The 19,046-nt window shown below is 42.8% G+C and carries 7 protein-coding genes and 1 pseudogene; 6 read left to right on the forward strand and 2 right to left on the reverse strand.

Annotation, left to right across the window (positions count from 1 at the left end; all coding sequences use genetic code 11):
- Positions 1-85: 85 nt before the first annotated feature.
- Positions 86-1,279 (reverse strand): ABC exporter membrane fusion protein, encoded by a 1,194-nt coding sequence (locus V5G28_RS10745; RefSeq protein WP_332992539.1) that lies wholly within the window; start codon positions 1,277-1,279, stop codon positions 86-88.
- 1,058 nt (positions 1,280-2,337) lie between these two features.
- On the opposite strand from V5G28_RS10745, the gene V5G28_RS10750 reads away from it, so the two are divergent.
- The 5 genes and pseudogenes from V5G28_RS10750 to V5G28_RS10770 all read left to right on the forward strand — a co-directional run bounded on the left by V5G28_RS10750 (position 2,338) and on the right by V5G28_RS10770 (position 13,572).
- The gene (locus V5G28_RS10750; protein WP_332992542.1) at positions 2,338-3,699 is read left to right on the forward strand and encodes a ParB/RepB/Spo0J family partition protein; all 1,362 of its coding nucleotides are present in this window, start codon (positions 2,338-2,340) and stop codon (positions 3,697-3,699) included.
- Between the two features lie 1,114 nt (positions 3,700-4,813).
- Positions 4,814-5,101, forward strand: coding sequence for a hypothetical protein (locus V5G28_RS10755; protein WP_096563748.1), 288 nt, complete (start codon positions 4,814-4,816; stop codon positions 5,099-5,101).
- Between the two features lie 224 nt (positions 5,102-5,325).
- Complete coding sequence (locus tag V5G28_RS10760; protein ID WP_332992545.1) at positions 5,326-11,046, forward strand: beta-ketoacyl synthase N-terminal-like domain-containing protein; 5,721 nt, start codon at positions 5,326-5,328, stop codon at positions 11,044-11,046.
- A gap of 132 nt (positions 11,047-11,178) precedes the next feature.
- Positions 11,179-11,736, forward strand: coding sequence for a carboxypeptidase-like regulatory domain-containing protein (locus V5G28_RS10765; protein ID WP_332992547.1), 558 nt, complete (start codon positions 11,179-11,181; stop codon positions 11,734-11,736).
- A gap of 94 nt (positions 11,737-11,830) precedes the next feature.
- Positions 11,831-13,572 (forward strand): annotated as a pseudogene (locus V5G28_RS10770) (SDR family NAD(P)-dependent oxidoreductase).
- 284 nt (positions 13,573-13,856) lie between these two features.
- Here the strand turns inward: V5G28_RS10770 and V5G28_RS10775 are convergent.
- On the reverse strand, positions 13,857-14,009 hold the full coding sequence (locus V5G28_RS10775; RefSeq protein ID WP_332992549.1) for a hypothetical protein: 153 nt from the start codon (positions 14,007-14,009) through the stop codon (positions 13,857-13,859).
- 94 nt (positions 14,010-14,103) lie between these two features.
- Here V5G28_RS10775 and V5G28_RS10780 point away from each other — a divergent pair, with 94 nt between their 5' ends.
- Positions 14,104-18,939: a PfaB family protein gene (locus tag V5G28_RS10780; RefSeq protein ID WP_332992551.1), complete on the forward strand. Its 4,836-nt coding sequence runs from the start codon at positions 14,104-14,106 to the stop codon at positions 18,937-18,939.
- Positions 18,940-19,046 lie beyond the last annotated feature (107 nt).

Genomic DNA, 19,046 nt, shown 5'->3' on the forward strand with positions numbered 1-19,046 from the left:
CAGGGTAGGAACTGCTCACCCTACAAAAAACTGCTGTATGTTTGAGTGATTGCGCGGAGCGCAGTGCCTAAAGGGCAATCGTGGGTTAAATGTGAATGGCGACATCCACTTGTAAGTTGGTTAAACCTGCGACCCTTTGACTATCTGCTGGATCATCAATGCGGATTTTCACTTCAACGATTCTCCGGTCTGTGTCTGCTGCTGGATTGACACTGAGAATATTTTGTCTGTCAACTTGCAAACCAATCTCTGTTACGGTTCCTTTTATTTTTTTAGGAAACGCAGTGCTGGTAATGGTGGCTTTTTGACCGATACGGATTTTGCCAATGTCAGTTTGATAAACTTCCGCTACCACATACATTTGAGATGTTTTGCCTATCTCAACAATCCCTTGATTACTGCTCACTTCTCCAGTTTTGGCGTGAACTTTCAAAATTCTGCCATCTATGGGAGATTTCAGGTAGGTTAAATTATAGTCTGCTTTTGCTTGTTGGACAGCAGTGATAGCACTTTGCACTTCGGCTTCTGCCAACTTCACATCTACGACACGCACCTCTTTAATACTCCCTAGTTTGGCTTTTGCCTCATTAAGCTGGTCGCTTATGGTGTTAACAGTACTGTTGAGGTTTGCTTTGGCTTCTGTCAGTTGCTGTTGCACTGTCCGCTGTTGCAAACGCTTACTATCTGCAGTGGAAGCAGAAATGGCACCTTCTCTATAAAGTTGCTGATATCGATTGTTTTCAGTTTGAGCATTTTCTAACTCAGCCTGCAAACGGGCAATGGTCGCTTGCTTAGTCGCCACTTCTCCTGTTAACTGCGATTCTAAGCGAGCGATCGCCGCTTTTTGAGCATTTATATCTCCTGGTTTAGCTCCAGCTTTGACCTGCGCGAGTTGAGCTTGAGCAATTTGAACTTTGTCTAAAGCTTGTTGTAAAGCCGCCCGACTGCGAGCATAACCTTCGAGCAAAGCCACGACTTGCCCAGCGCGAACTTCATCTCCTTCATTGACCAGCTGTTTTTCAACTCGGACACCAGTCTGTGAACTGGGAGCGAACAACTTGGTCACTTCACCTTGAGGCTGCAAACGTCCCAAGCCAGTAACAGCAACTTTAGTTGGGGCTGCCTTCGGGGCTTTTGCTGGCTGAGTTTGAACGTTAGACCTTCGTGAAACATTTTGAAAAAATAGGAGCCCCGTAGCTGAAGCAATAAGAGCTGCTAAGATAATTTGCCACCGAGACGGAGGTTTCGTGTATAACTGGCTTTCTTTTTCTGCTGCCATATTTTCATCTCAATTGTGTTATGCCGGAGGGTAACCTAGATGGCTATATCAGTTGATGACTGTGGATGCATCTGAAAATTCATTGCAAGAACTTTTCCTATATGGATTTGAAATTCATGACCGGAAAAGCCTGATAAGTTTTAGAAACTTTTGTACGTAATTGCTTAGAACAAAGCCACCACGAATAACTATGTCGGTGGGAAAACAGATTGTGATCTGGCACAAAAATCTACTAATTTTTATCCTAATGTAAACATTGGATAAGTTACTTTAAAAGCATAGAAATGCTGTCAAAAAAACCTCAGTCTCAAGCAAAACGAAGCGTCGTAGATAATTTGCGAAAACTTGTCTTCCATACTGCCAAAAAACTTTGATTTTGTCAAGCAGTGACTCTACAGAAGTTTTCTCCTAATTTATTGTTCACTAGTTCCAATTTTGAAAGAACGAAATGTAAAAAAAATGTTGCAGAAACTACAAACAATTGGAGAGAAACCTTAGATAAAGTTGGTTCCTTTAAAAAAGGGTTTTCTGTGAGCAGAACTATTGTGACGGAGCATGACAAGAACTCATCTTTTACAGTTACCAGTTACCAGTTACCAGTTATCAGGAATCAGTTATCAGTTTTTGGTCACTGTTTACTGTTCACTGGTCACTGTTCACTGTTCACTGTTTTAAAACCTAAATGTCGAAACGGGGAACTTTCTCATGGCAATTGACTTCCAAGGTTCTAAGTCAATACCTGCAAGCATAGCTGTAAAAGAATGAAGAAGGTTTAAGGGTGAAGTGAGAACAAATATACAGAATCAAGCCCCAAAAATAAAACGTGGAGCTAAGATACTGGTTCAACAGCTTTATTTCATGCTTTGGAGGAATCCGGTGAAAGAACTGCTGACTTCATACTTTATACTTTATATTTTCAATGGCTTTAGCATAATGGCGAGTTATAAACCATTTTTATCAGAATTATCATGAAATTTTTGTTTTTGATAGACTGATGAAATAAACTAGCTATATCTTATTGTTGGTATTTTCGCTGATAACACTAAAAAGCAGCAATTATGCCTATAAAATCAGTACCCATAGACCAAATTAAAATTGGTAGTAACCGCCGTCCCATAAGCGGTGACAAGGTTGAAGAGTTGAAGGAATCAATTCAAGCTAATGGTCTGTTGAACCCAATCACAATAGATCGAAAGCTGAACTTGATTGCTGGGCTACACCGCCTGACAGCTTGCCAGCTACTTGGTTTAGAAAAAATCCAGTGTAATATTGTTGATTACGAAGATGCTGATCAAGCTCGTTTGGCGGAGATTGACGAGAATTTTATCCGCAATGAGTTAAAACCCCTAGAGCGAGCAGAACTGCTATTGGAGCGCCAGAAAATTCTGGACAGACTGGGACTGATGGCTAAAGCTGGGGATAACCAGCATACGCTCAAAGGTCGTGAAATGATTTCACCACCTCCTAAGACGAATTTAGAATTTGCGAAAGAAATCGGATACAGCGAGCGTAGCTTGCAGCACGATAAGCAAATTGCTAAAGATATTCATCAGGAAGTCAAACAGAAAATCAAGGGTACGCCCATCGCTGGCATAAAAACGGAGCTAATTAGGATAGCTAGGACAGGGAGTAAAGAACGCGCCTTAGCAGAACAGGCGGAACAAGCTCTAGAGTTAGCTCAGGCGAAAAGAGACGAACAAGAAGCTCAACAGCAAGCTAAAATAGCAGCGCAATGGCGGCTGAGGCAACAAGAGTTACAGTTGCAAGCTTTCAAAATTGCTATGGCAAAACGAGAAGCTAAGTTAGCTGTTAAGAAAGCCCAACCTCTGCTTGAGCAACCTCAAGCCGGTAAACCAACAGTTGCTGCTCACAAACCTTCGGTCAATGTTGGTGACGAATGGATGCTCAACCAACAGCACCTAGTTTATTGTGGGGATACGGCTGATAAACAGTTCATGAACCTGCTTCCTGGTGATGCATCTCTAGCGATCGCTACCCTTTCCCCAACCTGGAATCATGATTACTTAGTAAATGAAGCTCGGATTGTCGCTGTGCTACGTTCTGAGGGCAACATTTATGACTTTTGCAGCCGCACTCGGATGCCATTTCAATATGAATTAGTCCTTGGTAATTTGTATGTAGGTATTTTTTCGCACCAATCAATATCCAAGCCACAGATACCTATTCATATAGAAGGAGTGGAGGGAATAGTCGCTTACTTATTAAATATGTATACCAATCAAAATAATTTTGTCATTGCCCCGTTTATGGGACACGGTGAAATTTTAATTGCTTGCGAAAGGATGGGACGTACCTGTTTTATTGGGGGTGAGAATCCGGAGTTGGTCAGTCGCGGAATTATGCGATGGCAAGAGTGGACTGGTAAGCAAGCACAGAAGACAGGGTCATTTGACGTATAAAGTTGAGTTGGTGCGCGATCACCTCAAACTAACTTATATCATGTCCGGCAAATTACCCATAATAAAACTTATATGTAGTAAAGACTTGAGTCCTTGTTTTCAAAGGAAGAGGACGCGCATTCCTCACTACAAACTTGAGTTTGGTTATTTAATCGGACATGATATTACATATAGTAATCCTGTTCCATTGGTGAAAATTATAGCGGTTTGCAACCCGGAGTAAGGTACACAAAGAAATAATGAACCACAGATGGACAACGGACACTTGCTATCTCCTGCGGAGACGCTGCTTTGAACAACGGGGGGAACCACCAAGGGCGCAGTGTCCTCCAGATGGACACAGATAAATAATTACTTTATTCAATTGAATTGCGCTATATTTTACAGCGCTCTCCTTACGGTAGGGCTATGCTGCATAATACCTCAAGTGTCGATATTACGGGCTTTTGATGGGAGATACCCACCCGACAATTTGTGTTCTAATCCTTGGAAAATAGCTGTAATATTGTATCTATCATTAAGGCTAAAAATCACAATCTCATGTTTTTATAAAAAACACACTGATACCTATTCTGTTAGTGTATGTATTTGTTAAATAGCCGACGAATTTACAAAAAACACACTGATTTCTTTATGAGAACCAATTTTACAGGGTTTTCAAAAGCATAAACTATAAACCATATGGTAGAGGCACAGCAATTCCCTGTATTCGACCTAATTGAAAATTGCTGTATCTTACAACCCTAATAAGGAATTTGAGAGGACGCTAAATAATAGTAAACACATATACTTTTTTATTTTTGGAAAAAGTTCATATCTGCAAACAATATATTTTCTTTCAAAAATTGCTAAAAACGAACTATTCAATTTCCATCATTTATGCTAGTCTTTTTATTAATTATCATGTTTCAAGGCAGTCAGGCATATTCTTTAGTTAATTGAGAGCGAAAAACTAAAAAAAACCTGCTTGCGTTTCCCCAAGTAATTCTTCAATTATTTGTTCGTTTTTTTCCATGTATTCGGGTAGAGAGGGGTGTTGTTTTCTGTAACTGATTTGTCAAACTCTGTTTGTCAAATTCCATAGAATATATTATCTTGGACGTTGAAACTTCCCATGGCATTTATCAAGATACAGAACGTTGTTATTAACACCAGCTATGTTGCCGCAGTTAAGCTAAATCATCAAACAAGCTCTGGAGAAAAAAGCGTTTCTGTGCTCATAGCTACTCCCAAGTTTCCAGCGTTCCAGGGGGAAACAATTGCTCAAAATCCTCAGAATTTATGTCATTCCGAATGGATTGAATTTAGTGGTCAAGCAGCGATCGCGCTGCAAGACTATTTTACAAGTTTCAACAATGTCATCGACCTACTACCACAACATCAGGAGTCGGGCATTGTATAGCAATTTTGGCAAAAATTGCTGTGATATTGCCAAAACCTTTTAGAAACGCGGTTGAGCATGAACTCACCAGGGTGGTATTTCTTATGTGGTGTGGATTTGAACAGAATCTTTTACTCTTTGCAGATAGGATAGCTGCTTTAAATAGGAAATAGTCCTGTCTTGAACTCGCCACAAAAGTCACCGCAGCACCTTCTTAAGCGCTACTCACGATTAGTCTATGTCCTATGTCTGCTCATTCAATTGATACTGCCTTGGCGGAATTGTCAGCCCAGATAAATAACTTTGAGAAGGCTGTGTATAAGTTTATTGAGGAGAAAAAAATGACGTCTGATAAATCCTTGTCGGTTAACAAAATTAACAGAAAATTACAAGATAACCCTATAGCCATCGTTGGTATGGCTTCTCTTTTTGCAAAATCTCGAAACTTACGAGAATACTGGCAAAACATCATTAACAAAGTTGACGGGATTACTGATGTTCCCTCGACACACTGGAACATAGAAGATTACTATGACCCGAATCCGAGAACACCGGAAGAAAAAACCTACTGCAAACGAGGCGGGTTTATCCCATATGTTGATTTTAACCCGATGGAATTTGGCATTCCCCCCAGCATCTTGGAAGTGACAGATGTTGCGCAACTATTAAGTTTGGTAGTTGCAAAAGAGGCAATGGAAGATGCAGGCTATGATACATCACGCGAGTTTAACCGTGAGACTGTTGGGGTGATTTTAGGCGTGGCAGGAAGCCAACTGGGATTACCACTTGCTGCCAGGTTGCAATATCCCGTTTGGGAAAAGGTGTTGAAAAGTAGCGGTTTATCTGATGAGGATACGCAAAAAATCATCAAGAAAATCAAAAGCGCTTACGTGAACTGGGATGAGAATGCTTTCCCTGGGATGTTAGGTAACGTTGTTGCTGGCAGAATTGCTAACCGTTTAAATTTAGGCGGGATAAACTGCGTTGTTGATGCTGCTTGTGCCAGTTCATTAGCTGCTCTAAAAATGGCAATTAGCGAACTCGTAGAACACCGCTGCGACCTGATGCTGACTGGTGGAGTTGATACTGACAACACCATCATGGCTTTTATGTGTTTCAGCAAAACGCCTGCTGTCTCTCCTAGTGACAACGTCAAACCCTTCGACGCCAAGTCTGATGGAATGATGCTAGGTGAAGGTGTCGGTATGGTTGTACTCAAGCGCCTAGAAGACGCTGTACGAGACAACGACAAAATTTACGCTGTTATTAAAGGAATTGGCACCTCCAGCGATGGGCGGTATAAAAGCATCTATGCACCCCGACAAGAAGGACAAGTCAAAGCCTTGGAACGTGCTTATGAAGATGCAGGCTTTGCACCTAAGAGTGTCGGTTTGATTGAAGCTCATGGCACAGGTACGATGGCTGGTGACCCCACCGAATTTGCCTCTATAAAAGAATTTTTTGGGGAACAAAACTCAAAAAGGCAGTACATTGCCCTTGGCAGCGTTAAGTCCCAAATTGGACATACAAAAGCTGCTGCGGGTGCCGCAAGCTTAATCAAAACTGCTTTGGCTTTGCATCACAAGATACTACCACCCACAATTAACGTTACTCAACCCAACCCCAAATTCAACATTCAAAACTCGCCGTTTTACTTAAATACCGAAACGAGACCCTGGATTCGTGCCGAAGGGGAAGCGCCAAGACGTGCGGGTGTGAGTTCTTTTGGGTTTGGCGGTACAAACTATCACGTTGTTTTGGAAGAATACGAAGCCGAACAAGAGCGCGCTTACCGTATACACAATACTGCCAGTGAGGTGTTGCTGTTTGCTCAAACTCCTGCACAGTTATTAGCAAACTGTCAAGATATTTTGGGTAAATTGCAATCTGAGGACGGAAATAGAAATTATGTAGAACTTGTAGAGGCGTGCAAATCACAAGACATTCCTCTCAACGTTGCAAGAGTCGGCTTTGTTGCAGCTTCTTGTGCTGAGGCTTGCAAATTGCTGCAAATGAGTATTGAGTTACTGAAAACTAGAACCTCAGACTCATCCTGGGAGCATCCCCAAGGAATTTACTACCGCTCTTCTGGTCTTGAGTTAGGTGGAAAAGTTGTTGCTTTATTCTCTGGCCAAGGTTCTCAATACTTGGATATGGGTCGGGAACTGGTGATAAATTTCCCCACCTTGCGACGTCTTTTTGGCTACATGGATAGCCTTTTGCTTAAGGATAATTTGCAGCCCCTGTCGGAAATCGTTTTTCCTCATCCCGTGTTTGAGGAGATGGAAAAAAATACTCAAATTGCTGCATTGCAACGCACAGAATATGCTCAACCAGCAATTGGGATGTTGAGCGCTGGGCAATATAAAATACTGCAACAAGCTGGGTTTAAGGCAGATTTCACCGCAGGACACAGCTTTGGAGAACTCACAGCTTTATGGGCTGCAGGTGTTGTGAGTGATGAAGATTACTGCTTCTTGGTGAAAGCCAGGGGTCAAGCAATGGCAGCTCCCCAAGATCCAGATTACGATGCAGGGGCTATGCTTGCCGTGAAAGAAGAAGTCGGCAAGATAGAAGTCGTGCTCAAGCAGTTCCCTCGGGTGACAATTGCTAATCTCAATTCTCCTCGTCAAGTGGTGCTAGCAGGTCCTGCGGTGGAAATAGCGAAAGTGCGCCAGGCTCTACAAGAACAAGGATATGCAGCCGTTTTGTTACCTGTGTCAGCAGCTTTCCATACACCGCTGATTGCTTTTGCTCAGAAAGCCTTTGCCCAAGCGATCAAGAGTGTCAGTTTCCAAAATCCGAAAATCCCTGTTTACACGAATGTGACAGGAAAGCAGTATTCCAAGGAACCAGCAGATATTCAAAGAATTCTGGAAACTCACCTGTCTAATGCGGTGCTGTTTAAACAGGAAATTGAAAATATTTATGCCGCAGGCGGTTCTTGCTTTGTTGAATTTGGTCCGAAGAAAATTCTCACAGGTTTGGTGAAAGATATTTTAGGCGATCGCCCCCACTTAACTGTCGCTTTGAACCCCAGCACCTCAAAAGACAGCGATCGCTCCTTAAGAGAAGCCGTCGTGCAGTTACGCGTAGCTGGTTTGTCCTTGAAAAATCTCGACCCCTACCAGTTGCCACAAACTATACCTGCAACCGAGAAAAGCAAAGGGTTGAGGGTGCCATTAAATGGCATTAACTACGTGTCAGAAAAAACAAAAATGGCATTTGAGCAAGCTTTGCAGGATGGTCACAAAGTGAAATTACCTGCAAGCACATCTGAGAATAACACTCCCACCGACTCAAAGCTACCCTCAGTCACTTTAACCACCATCGCCGCTACTCCCACAGCGATGGTTACAGAGAGCAACGGGCATACAAATAAATCCCTACTCTCTATCAATCACAACAATGGAAACGTGGGAACAACAGAACAAGGAGAAACAAGAGGACACGGAGACGCTTTGACGCAGGAACACAGCGAAGTTCTTCTTCCCATCACTCCAGCTGTGCAACTCCCCACCTCCTCATCTCCCTTATCCTCCTCATCCCCGTCATCTCCCTTATCCTCCTCATCCCCGTCATCTCCCTTATCCTCCTCATCTCCCTTATCCTCCTCATCTCCCTCATCTCCCTCATCCCCCCTCCCTGCTTCACCTCAACCCATTCCACAGCCGAAAATGCAAACAAGTCCAGATAAAGCCGTGAATTACCAACAGGTTTTAGCAAGCTTAGAATACGTCCTGGCACAATTTCAACAAAATCAAAGCGAGAATCTACAAGTTCACGGGCACTATCTCAACCATCAGAAGGAATATGCTAAAACCTTTTTCCAACTGATGCAGCAGCAAAATTCTTTGTTTGCCAACAGCACATCTTCACAAGAAGCTGCAAAGCTCAAGCCAGTTCTCATGGAAAGGTTAGAGCGTAGTATGATGCAGTTTCACGCTCAACAAAGCGAAACTCTACACATCCACGAGCAATATCTTAACTCTCAGGTAGAATACACCAAAAACTTTTTCCAACTCATACAGCAAGAGTACTCACAGATCATCAATGGTAAGCTGGCGATAACTCAACCCGTAGTATCCTCTGAAGTAACAACTCAGGTAACGACAGCTCCAGATAAAGAACAGAACCATCTCATTGCTTTAAAAACAACGACTACCCAACAAGACAGCCTAGTTCCTCCGACTCACCAGATAGCAGCAACTGAGGCACAGCCCGTAGTCAAAATGGATGCTCAGTTGCATTCATTTCTAGAAGTTGGCACTCAAACGCAAATACACAAAGCAACAGATTTTGTAGCGGATACTGATGGTTTCGCTGTCAGTCCCACAAATAACTTATCCGTTACATCTGTTACTCCATCCGTTGCTCCCCTCCCCATCTCCTCACCCGTAGTTACCGAAACTCTAGCAGTCAGGACAGAAACCGCTCCTACAGATTCTTCTACAACCACCTCTGGTATTAGTGTAAATGTGGCTGATTTGGGTACAAACCTGTTGGCAATCATCAGCGAGAAAACAGGCTACCCAGTAGAGATGTTGGATATGAGCATGGATATGGAGGCAGACTTAGGGATTGACTCCATTAAGCGTGTAGAAATTCTGGGCGCAATGCAGGAAATGTACCCAGACTTGCCCAAACCAAACGTAGAAGAACTGGGAGAACTACGCACCATCGGTCAAATTGTTCAATGTCTGCAATCCACTGCTTCTCCATCGATTGCTGTTCAATCTACTGTTCAATCTACTACTGTAGAAACTACTCTTTCCGTACAAGAAGACGTAAGAATACACGAGCAAGTAGAGACACAGAATGATTTCGTCTCTCCAAAGTCCTTTGTAGAAGCTGAACCAACACCTCAGCTCGCCATTTCAGAGTTAACTTCATTCACCGAAACTGCCATAGTCAACGCTGAAACAGAATCAGCAGACACAGATTTGGCAGACTTGGGTCAAACTTTGTTGGCAATCACCAGTGAAAAGACAGGTTACCCAGTAGAGATGCTGGATTTGAACATGGATATGGAGGCAGATTTAGGGATTGACTCGATTAAGCGAGTGGAAATTTTGGGGACAATGCAGGAAATGTACCCCAATTTGCCCAAACCTAATGTGGAAGAACTCGGAGAACTACGTACCATCGGTCAAATTGTCGAGTATTTGCAAAAGTTAGTTGGTACGGAAAAAAAAAAGCCTCTGAACAGCTCCTCCAACCCATCGGCTAACTTAAATAACAATCCTTTGCGTCGTCAAGTCAAACTAAAAATCCTGCCTCAACCGGATTTTTTAGATTTCACCTTACCAGAGGGGCACATCGGTTTACTCACCGATGATGGCTCCCTCACCACTTCCCAATTAGCTCAAATTCTCACAGAGCAAGGCTGGAAAATCGTTGTTTTAAGTTTCCCCCTATCGCTTGTTCCACAACATTCACCTTTACCCCCAGGCGTGAATCGCGTAAATCTCACAGATTTAAGTGAGGAACATCTGCAACAACAATTAGCCACCATCTCCACTAAATACGGTTCAATTGGTGCTTTCATCCATCTAAATCCAGTATTTGAGGTCATCCGCAACGGCAAAATTCCTTATCTTGAACAGGAAAAGGCGATTGTCAAGCACGTCTTTCTTATGGCTAAACACCTGAAAAAATCTCTCAATGAAGCCACACATTATGGACGCAGTTGTTTCTGCACCGTTGCTCGTCTTGATGGAGCCTTTGGATTAGGACAAAATGTCCACTTTGGTCCCATCAGCGCTGGTCTATTTGGCTTAACTAAAACTCTCAACTGGGAATGGCAACAGGTGTTTTGCCGAGCAATTGACTTGAGTCCTCAGATTGATGCCCAACAATCAGCACATCACATTTTTGCCGAGCTACACGACCCCAACCGTTACATTACGGAAGTCGCTTACGGTTCCCACGGACGAGTCACCCTGATTAGTACTCCCAATATTTAACCAGATAGGGAAGATGAGGGAGTAGGGGGAGAAATCAATTCAAAATTCTGCTCGTTCAACATTCAGGCATTAAAAGTTTCTCCCTCTCTCCCTCCCTCACTCCTTCACTCCCTCCCTCCCTCACCTAAAAGTATGGCAGCAATCAATTATATTGGTCGCGTTCTTGATAGAGAGAAACAAGCTCCTATAAGTGGAGCTAAAGTCTCACTTAATTTGCCGGGTTATTCAGTTGTTGTCTACAGTGACTTGGAAGGAATTTATAAATTTCAAGTTCCATTTGATGACAGTAATGTACTTGAAGGAGAAATAACAATAGAAGCCAAGGGCTACAAAACGTATTCTTCTTTCATTAGATTATTACCTGATGATAGAGATATTGGTGATATTAGACTCGTCTACCCTCATAATGTCTCTCCTCATAATGTCTCTCCTCATAATGTCTCTCCTCATAATGTCTCTCCTCATAATGTCCATCCTCATACTCAAGAGGTAGAAAATCAGGATAATTTACTACCAATTATAGCAGCCATTATGGTAGTATTAGCTTTAATTGTAGCGGCACTAACTTTACCTCCGCCTCAAGAAACGCCGCCTCCAGAAACACCAGACAATCTTATCAACCTTCAACAACCATTGCCTCTTTCTGTGAATTCAGTTTATGAAGGTTTAACGTTATCAATCTTTTCTTAAAACAATGAATATGAAAGAGCCTCTTGATTGAAAAAATGAAAGAGGTTGAAACATCAATTTGTCCTAACAATAAAACAAGGTAAACAGAGAATTTATGACACTAACAACCAACATTCGTCCCACATCAGTTTTTCTCGTAAGTGGTGGTGCAAAAGGTATTACAGCGAAATGCACTATCAAATTAGCACAGCATTCTCCTTGCAAATTTATCCTCATAGGTCGTTCAGAACTTCTAGATAAAGAACCAGATTGGGCTAAAGATTGTTTGGATGAACCAGTGTTAAAAAAAAGCATCATGGAATACCTGATCTCACTGGGAGAGAAGCCTTTACCCGTAAACGTACAAAAGCTCTATAACAAAATTATCTCTAGCCGAGAAATTAAACAGACTTTACAAGCCATCCAACAAGCAGGAAGTCATGCTGAATATTTGAGTGTTGATGTCACCAACACAGATGACTTAAAAGAGAAACTTGCTGCTGTGGTTGAACGTACTGGACCGATTACTGGCATCATACATGGTGCTGGCAATTTAGCTGATAAATTGATTGAAAAGAAAACAGAACAGGATTTTGACAAGGTTTATACAGCTAAAGTCAAGGGGCTGGAAAATCTTCTATCTTGCATAAAACCTAGTCAACTTGAATATTTGGTTTTGTTTTCTTCTGTAACAGGTTTTTACGGTAATATCGGTCAGACTGACTACGCGATCGCCAACGAAATTCTCAACAAATCAGCCCATCTCGTCAAGCAACGCTACCCCGAATGTCATGTAGTAGCTATCAATTGGGGTGGCTGGGATAGCGGTATGGTAACACCCCAATTGAAAAAAGAGTTTGCCCGACGGGGTATCGACATTCTTCCCGTCGAAGTCGGAACACAAATGCTTGTCAACGAACTTCATCCAGCCAATCAGGGAACCGCACAAGTAGTTATCGGTAGCCCTATAGTTCCGCCTCCTGTACCCCTAGATTCCCAACTGCGAACCTACAGCATCCGTCGTCAACTCTCACTAGAAGCCAATCCGTTTTTACTGGATCATAGCATCGCAGGTAAGCCAGTTTTGCCAGCGACTTGTGCAGTGTCATGGATTGTCGATTCCTGCGAACAACTTTATCCGGGTTATCGATTTTTTCGTAACACAGATTTCAAAGTTTTGAAGGGAATAACTTTCAATGAAACTCTCGCAAGGGAATATATTTAGAACTGCAAGAAATTTCTAAAACTGACTCTCAAGAAATCATCTTTCAAGCAAAAATATGGAGCAAAACCCCAGAAGGTAAAATCAATTATCATTTCAGCATTTCTCAGGTTAAGTTAGTGCATCAGCTGCCGGAGCAACCTACTTATGAACCCTTGAATCTTGAAGAAGATCATCTCATCAGCATGACTGGCAAAGATTTTTATCAAGCAAAAACAAAAACATTCTTTCCCTTATTTCATGGAGATTCTTTTCAAGAACTCAAAAGGGTTTTGAACATTAGCCCTGAAAAAATCACAGCTGAGTGTATTTGGCATGAAATTTCAGATAAACAACAAGGACAGTTTCCAGTTAAATGGGTGAATCCTTATGCCATTGACTTGAGTACCCATCCTTTATGGATTTGGATGCAGCATTTCCATCAAGAAATATGCTTACCTGCAGGGCAGCAACAATATGAACAGTATACGCAGATTCCCTGCAATACACCTTTTTATGTGTCTTGTGAAGTTAAGTCAAAAACTGCAACTAGCATAGTTGCCGATTTCATCGTACACGATTCCCAAGGAAAAGTCTGCTCGCGTCTCTTGGGAGGCAAGGGAACTATTATACCTACGAAATCATTGAAAGGCTAGAGAAGTAGGGGAATGAGAAAAGACAAATTAATCTTAATCACTTTATTTCTCTCATCTCCCCCTCCACTTCACGTATTGCCATAAGCCTCCACAATTTAGGAATCAAAACATTTTTTCATACAGTCATCCTAAATAGTTTGTGAACAAATCTCTTTATTGCTTCTCTTGGTGTCCTAGCCTACGACACGCCCTATGCCTGCGGCACGGCTATGTCCTGAGCCCTTCGGGCACGGCTTGAGGCCGAACGGACACGCTACGCACATGAAGGAGCCTGCGCTTTGCGCTTACGCAGTCGCCTCTGTCGGGAAACCAGGAGTGCAGCGCTGCCTCACCGCTGCTTTGTCTAAGGCGTCTAAAGCCCTTTGGGCATGCGCCTTCGGCGTAGGGCGGTTGATATAAAAAGCATAATGTTCACGTCCTATCTGGGATTGCTGCATGACCCAGCTATTCTCCTCTTCCTCTCTGTGCGTCCTCTGTGCCTCTGCGGTTCAATAAAGAAAACTTCTTCTCTAATAAATAAGGAAATAAACCATGGAAAAGATAGCCATTATTGGATTCTCATGCCTCTTTCCTGATGCCAAAAACCCGGAAGAATTTTGGCAGAATCTTATCCAGCAGAAGGATTCAACATCATCAATTACTGCTGAAGAAATTGGAGTAGACCCGCAAGTTTTTTATGATCCAGTCAAAGGTAAACCAGACAAAATCTATTCTTTGAAGGGAGCATTCATCCGCGACTTTCAGTTTGATCCAACTGGTTACAAGCTACCAGCGGATTTCCTGCAAAGCTTAGATAACACCTTTCAATGGTCACTTGATGCTGCTAAACAAGCCTTACAACATAGTGGTTATTTAAGCAATCAATCTGTTCTCTCAAAATGTGGAGTGATATTAGGCTCTCTCTCGTTGCCTACAAAATTATCTAATCAATTATTCGCTCCCATGTATGAGCAGGTGTTAACACCTGCAATTAGAGAGCTTTTGCAGTGTGAGGAATTCAATTTGGCTTCCGCTAAAGCATCTGCAAAAGCCTCGACTTACAATGCAATGATTTCTGGCTTGCCAGCTGCCGTCATCGCCCAAGCCCTGGCTTTATCCAATATTCATTTGTGCATTGATGCAGCCTGTTCATCACCACTATATGCAGCGAAGCTTGCGTCTCATTATTTGTGGACGCATAAAGCAGATTTGATGTTAGCCGGGGGAATTAGCTGTTCTGATCCTCTGTTTTTACGGATGTTGTTTTCCGGTATTCAAGGATACCCGGAAGACAACGACCTGAGCCGTCCTCTGGACAAATCCTCTAGAGGACTCATGACTGCCGATGGAGTCGGGATGGTGGTGCTGAAACGATATAGCGATGCACTTAGAGATGGCGATCGCATTTATGCCACCATTGCCGGTAATGGGCTCTCCAACGATGGTCGAGGGAAACATTTGCTTAGCCCCAATTCTAAAGGGCAAATTCTCGCCTTTGAACGCGCTTACAAAGAGGCACAAATCAGCCCCAAAGATATTGATTATATGGAGTGCCACGCGACTGGCACATTGTTGGGAGATACTACCGAATTCAACTCAGTAGAAACGTTTTTTGGTCAGCATCAAGCAACGCCTTTAGTAGGTTCTGTCAAGGCTAACGTTGGTCACCTACTTGTCGCTGCTGGGTCAGTAAGCTTGATTAAAGTACTTTTAAGTATGTCCAAAGGTGTCATTCCCCCGACAATTCATGTTACTGACCCCATAGGATGCGAAAACAACGTCATTTCACCTCAAAGAATTGTCACAAGTACCGCCAAGTGGTCCCAAAAAGCACCAGTCAAACGAGCAGCCATCAGTGCATTTGGTTTTGGCGGAACCAATGCTCATATGATTCTAGAGTCACATTCACTCGAAGAGACTGACACGGTGAAAGAGGACACGGTGATAAATTCCCTCTCCGCGTCTCCTGCTATACAGCCTGCTAAAGTCGCCATTGTAGGTATGGATGCCTTTTTTGGTTCCTGCAATGGATTAGATGCTTTTGACCGCAGTATTTATGACGGAACGCAGCATTTTATACCCCTTCCGTCTGACAGATGGCACGGCTTAGAAGAACAACAAGACTTACTCAAGAAGTATGGGTTGCCAAACGCTCAAGCACCAGTAGGGGCATACATCCAAGATTTGGAAATAGATACCTTATCTTACAAAATCCCCCCGAATGAACTATCCAAGCTGAACCAGCAACAGATCTTACTTCTGAAAGTTGCCGATCGCGCCTTGAAAGATGCGGGAATCAAAGAAGGTGAAAATGTTGCAGTCATCATCGCCGCCGAGACAGAATTTTCTGTCCACCAGTTACAGCAGAGATGGAATCTCTCTTGGCAAATAAAAGAAAGCTTGATTGCTGGAGAAATTTCTTTACCAGAAGAAAAGATTGCTCAACTGGAAACTATCCTCAAAGATGGTGTTCACAATCCAGTAGAAATCGGCGAATATCTGAGTTATATCGCCAACATCATGGCAAGTCGCATTTCTTCCCTGTGGGATTTTACAGGTCCAGCATTCACCATCACAGCGGGCGAAAATTCCACTTTCAAGGTGTTGGAAGTTGCACAAATGCTACTGAGTGCTGGGGAAGTGGACGCTGTACTTGTGGGCGCTGTTGATTTAGCTGGCGGGGTAGAAAATATCTTGCTACGAAATCTCACCGCACAAATCAATACAGGAGTCAATACCCTCAGTTATGACCAAAAGGCGAATGGTTGGACGGTTGGTGAAGGTGCAGGCGCAGTTGTCCTGAAGCGCCACGACACAGCAACAAAGCAGGGCGGTCGCATTTATGCAGTCGTCGATGCCGTTAGTTTTGCACAACAGCATTCTACATCCAATGACTTGGATAGCCGTCTAACAACGCCTGATGCAGCAGCCGTCAACTCTGTCTCGAGACAAGCTTTTGAGATTGCAGGCGTCAAACCCACAGACATTGAATATCTAGAAGTTTGTGGGAGTGGTATTCCCCAAGAAGATGAAGCAGAAATCAAAGGTTTAATCCAGGCTTATCCAGCGGATAAAAATGCTCTTAATTGTGCGATCGCCTCTGGCGCTGCGCATTGCGCAATCGGCAGTGTCAAAGCAAATATCGGTCATACATATGTAGCATCAGGAATTGCCAGCTTAATTAAAACCGCTCTTTGTCTCTATCACAGATACATTCCCGCAACCCCCAAATGGTCTGGTGTCAAAAACCAAGAGGTTTGGCAGGATAGTCCTTTTTATGTCGCCACAGAATCAAGACCTTGGTTTTTGGGCAAAGACGCTAAAAAGCGAGTTGCTGCAATTAATAGCATGGGGATGGATGGGACTTACGCTCATGTCATCTTGTCAGAAGAACCTCAGGAGATACAGCGCCACAGCAAGTATTTGGAGCAAACACCTTATTATCTGTTCCCCATTGCAGCTGATAATCACTCCGATTTACTCCAGCAAATTAACGCTCTCAAAACAACCATCGAAAATTCTACTTCTTTAAACGTTACTGCAAGCCAAACTTTTGCTGCTTATAAGCAGCGTGTTGAAGCAAATTATGCCCTTGCAATTCTTGGACGAAACAAAAACGAATTAGCAAGGGAAATTGAAGCTGCCTTCAAAGGTGTGAATAATGCCTTTGAAAACGGGGAAGACTGGCAAACACCAGTAGGCAGTTATTTCACAGCTAAACCAATAGGTAAGAAGGGCGGTGTAGCATATGTTTATCCTGCTGCGGTTAATTCCTATCTTGGCATCGGTCGCAATCTCTTCCGCCTGTTTCCCAAAGTTCACGATGACTTGGTCATCAAAAGTCTTTTCAGCCTTTTTGCTGAAGTTTCTCAGCTCGTCTTTCCCAGAAGCTTGAATAAATTATCAACCAGGCAGTTGGAAAATCTCGAACAGCGATTGCTCAATAATTCCTTGGCAATCTTTGAAACTGACATGGCATTTGCCAGACTCATTACCACAATTATCCGAGATGATTTCCTCCTCAAGCCAAAATATGTTTTTGGGTATAGCCTGGGCGAGACTAGTATGATGGCGGCGATGGGGGTATGGAGCAACTTTAGCCAAGGGATTAACGCCTTTCATGCATCTCCTTTGTTTGGAGACAGGATATCTGGACCGAAAAACGCCGTGCGCGAATATTGGGGATTACCATCAGCACAACAATCGCCAGATGATAATTTTTGGAGTACCTATCTTCTGATGGCGACTCCATCCCAGGTGAGGGAATGCCTCAAAAATGAAAATCGCGTCTACTTGACTCAGATAAATTCACCAGAAGAAGTTTTAATTGCTGGTGATACAGCCGCCTGTCAGAGAGTGATAAAAAGTTTGGGTTGCAACGCTTTCCGCGCTCCCTTTAACCATGCAATCCACTGCGAACCGATGGCATCGGAGTACAACGAAATACTTAAAGTCAACACCTTGCCGTCCCACAACATACCTGGCGTTGTGTTTTACTCTGCAGCTGGGTACATGCCCATCAGACTTGATAGTGATGTCATCGCTCATAGTCTTACAAAAACCTTGTGTGAACAGGTTGATTTCCCTCAATTAGTGAACCGCGTCTACGACGATGGGGCAAGAATATTCGTCGAAGCAGGATCTGGCAATGTTTGTTCTCGATGGATTGATAAAATCCTAGAAAACAAAGAACATATCACCGTATCCCTCAATAGAAGAGGTATGGACGACCATACTTCTATTATCAGAGCATTAGCAAAACTTTTCAGTCATCAGGTTTCTCTGGACTTATCGCCTCTGTATAGTCAGACAACAGAAACATCCAGTCAACTTAAACCGACGGTGAAAACTGTCAACTTGGGTGGAAACAGGATTGTTGCCAAAATCTTGAGTGACGAAAACCGTACGCTTTTTGAGAATGTAGCTAGCAAAAAACCACTTCATCGTGTTAGCAACCAGCATCAAAATATTCCTCTCTCCATAGAGTCTGAACTCACAAATTCTTTCAAGGACTCAAGCAGTATCCACAATGGCATAAGTCATCTGGGCAACATAAAACTATCAACGACTAAGCAAGACGAAGAAAACGTGAAAAATACCACTAATAACAGTTTTGGAGCTAGGGAAGAGTTACAATCTTGTGAGTCAACTGTAACTCAAGAAATTATTTCTCAATCCATTCTGCATCCAATCACCACCACTCAAAATTTTGTCCATTCAGTGCCTTTCCCTGAGTTAACTCAGTCTCAGTACGAAAAGTTAAGTGCTAATAATTCTAGCGTTAATAAAGCTCATGCTAACTTCTTAAAATCTAGACAAGAATTTAGCCAACAAATGAGCGAAATTATTCAATTACAACTGGCTTGCGCTGAAAACTTACTGGTTTAGCCATTTGTTAGTAGGTAGTGGTTACTTGTTATTCTCAGGACTTAGGCAAAGTCATGAATAAACGAACCACAAAGGACGCAAAGAACACGAAGAACACGAAGAAATAA

The sequence above is a fragment of the Scytonema sp. PRP1 genome, from assembly GCF_036697665.2.
GTDB lineage: Bacteria > Cyanobacteriota > Cyanobacteriia > Cyanobacteriales > Nostocaceae > Kalymmatonema > Kalymmatonema gypsitolerans.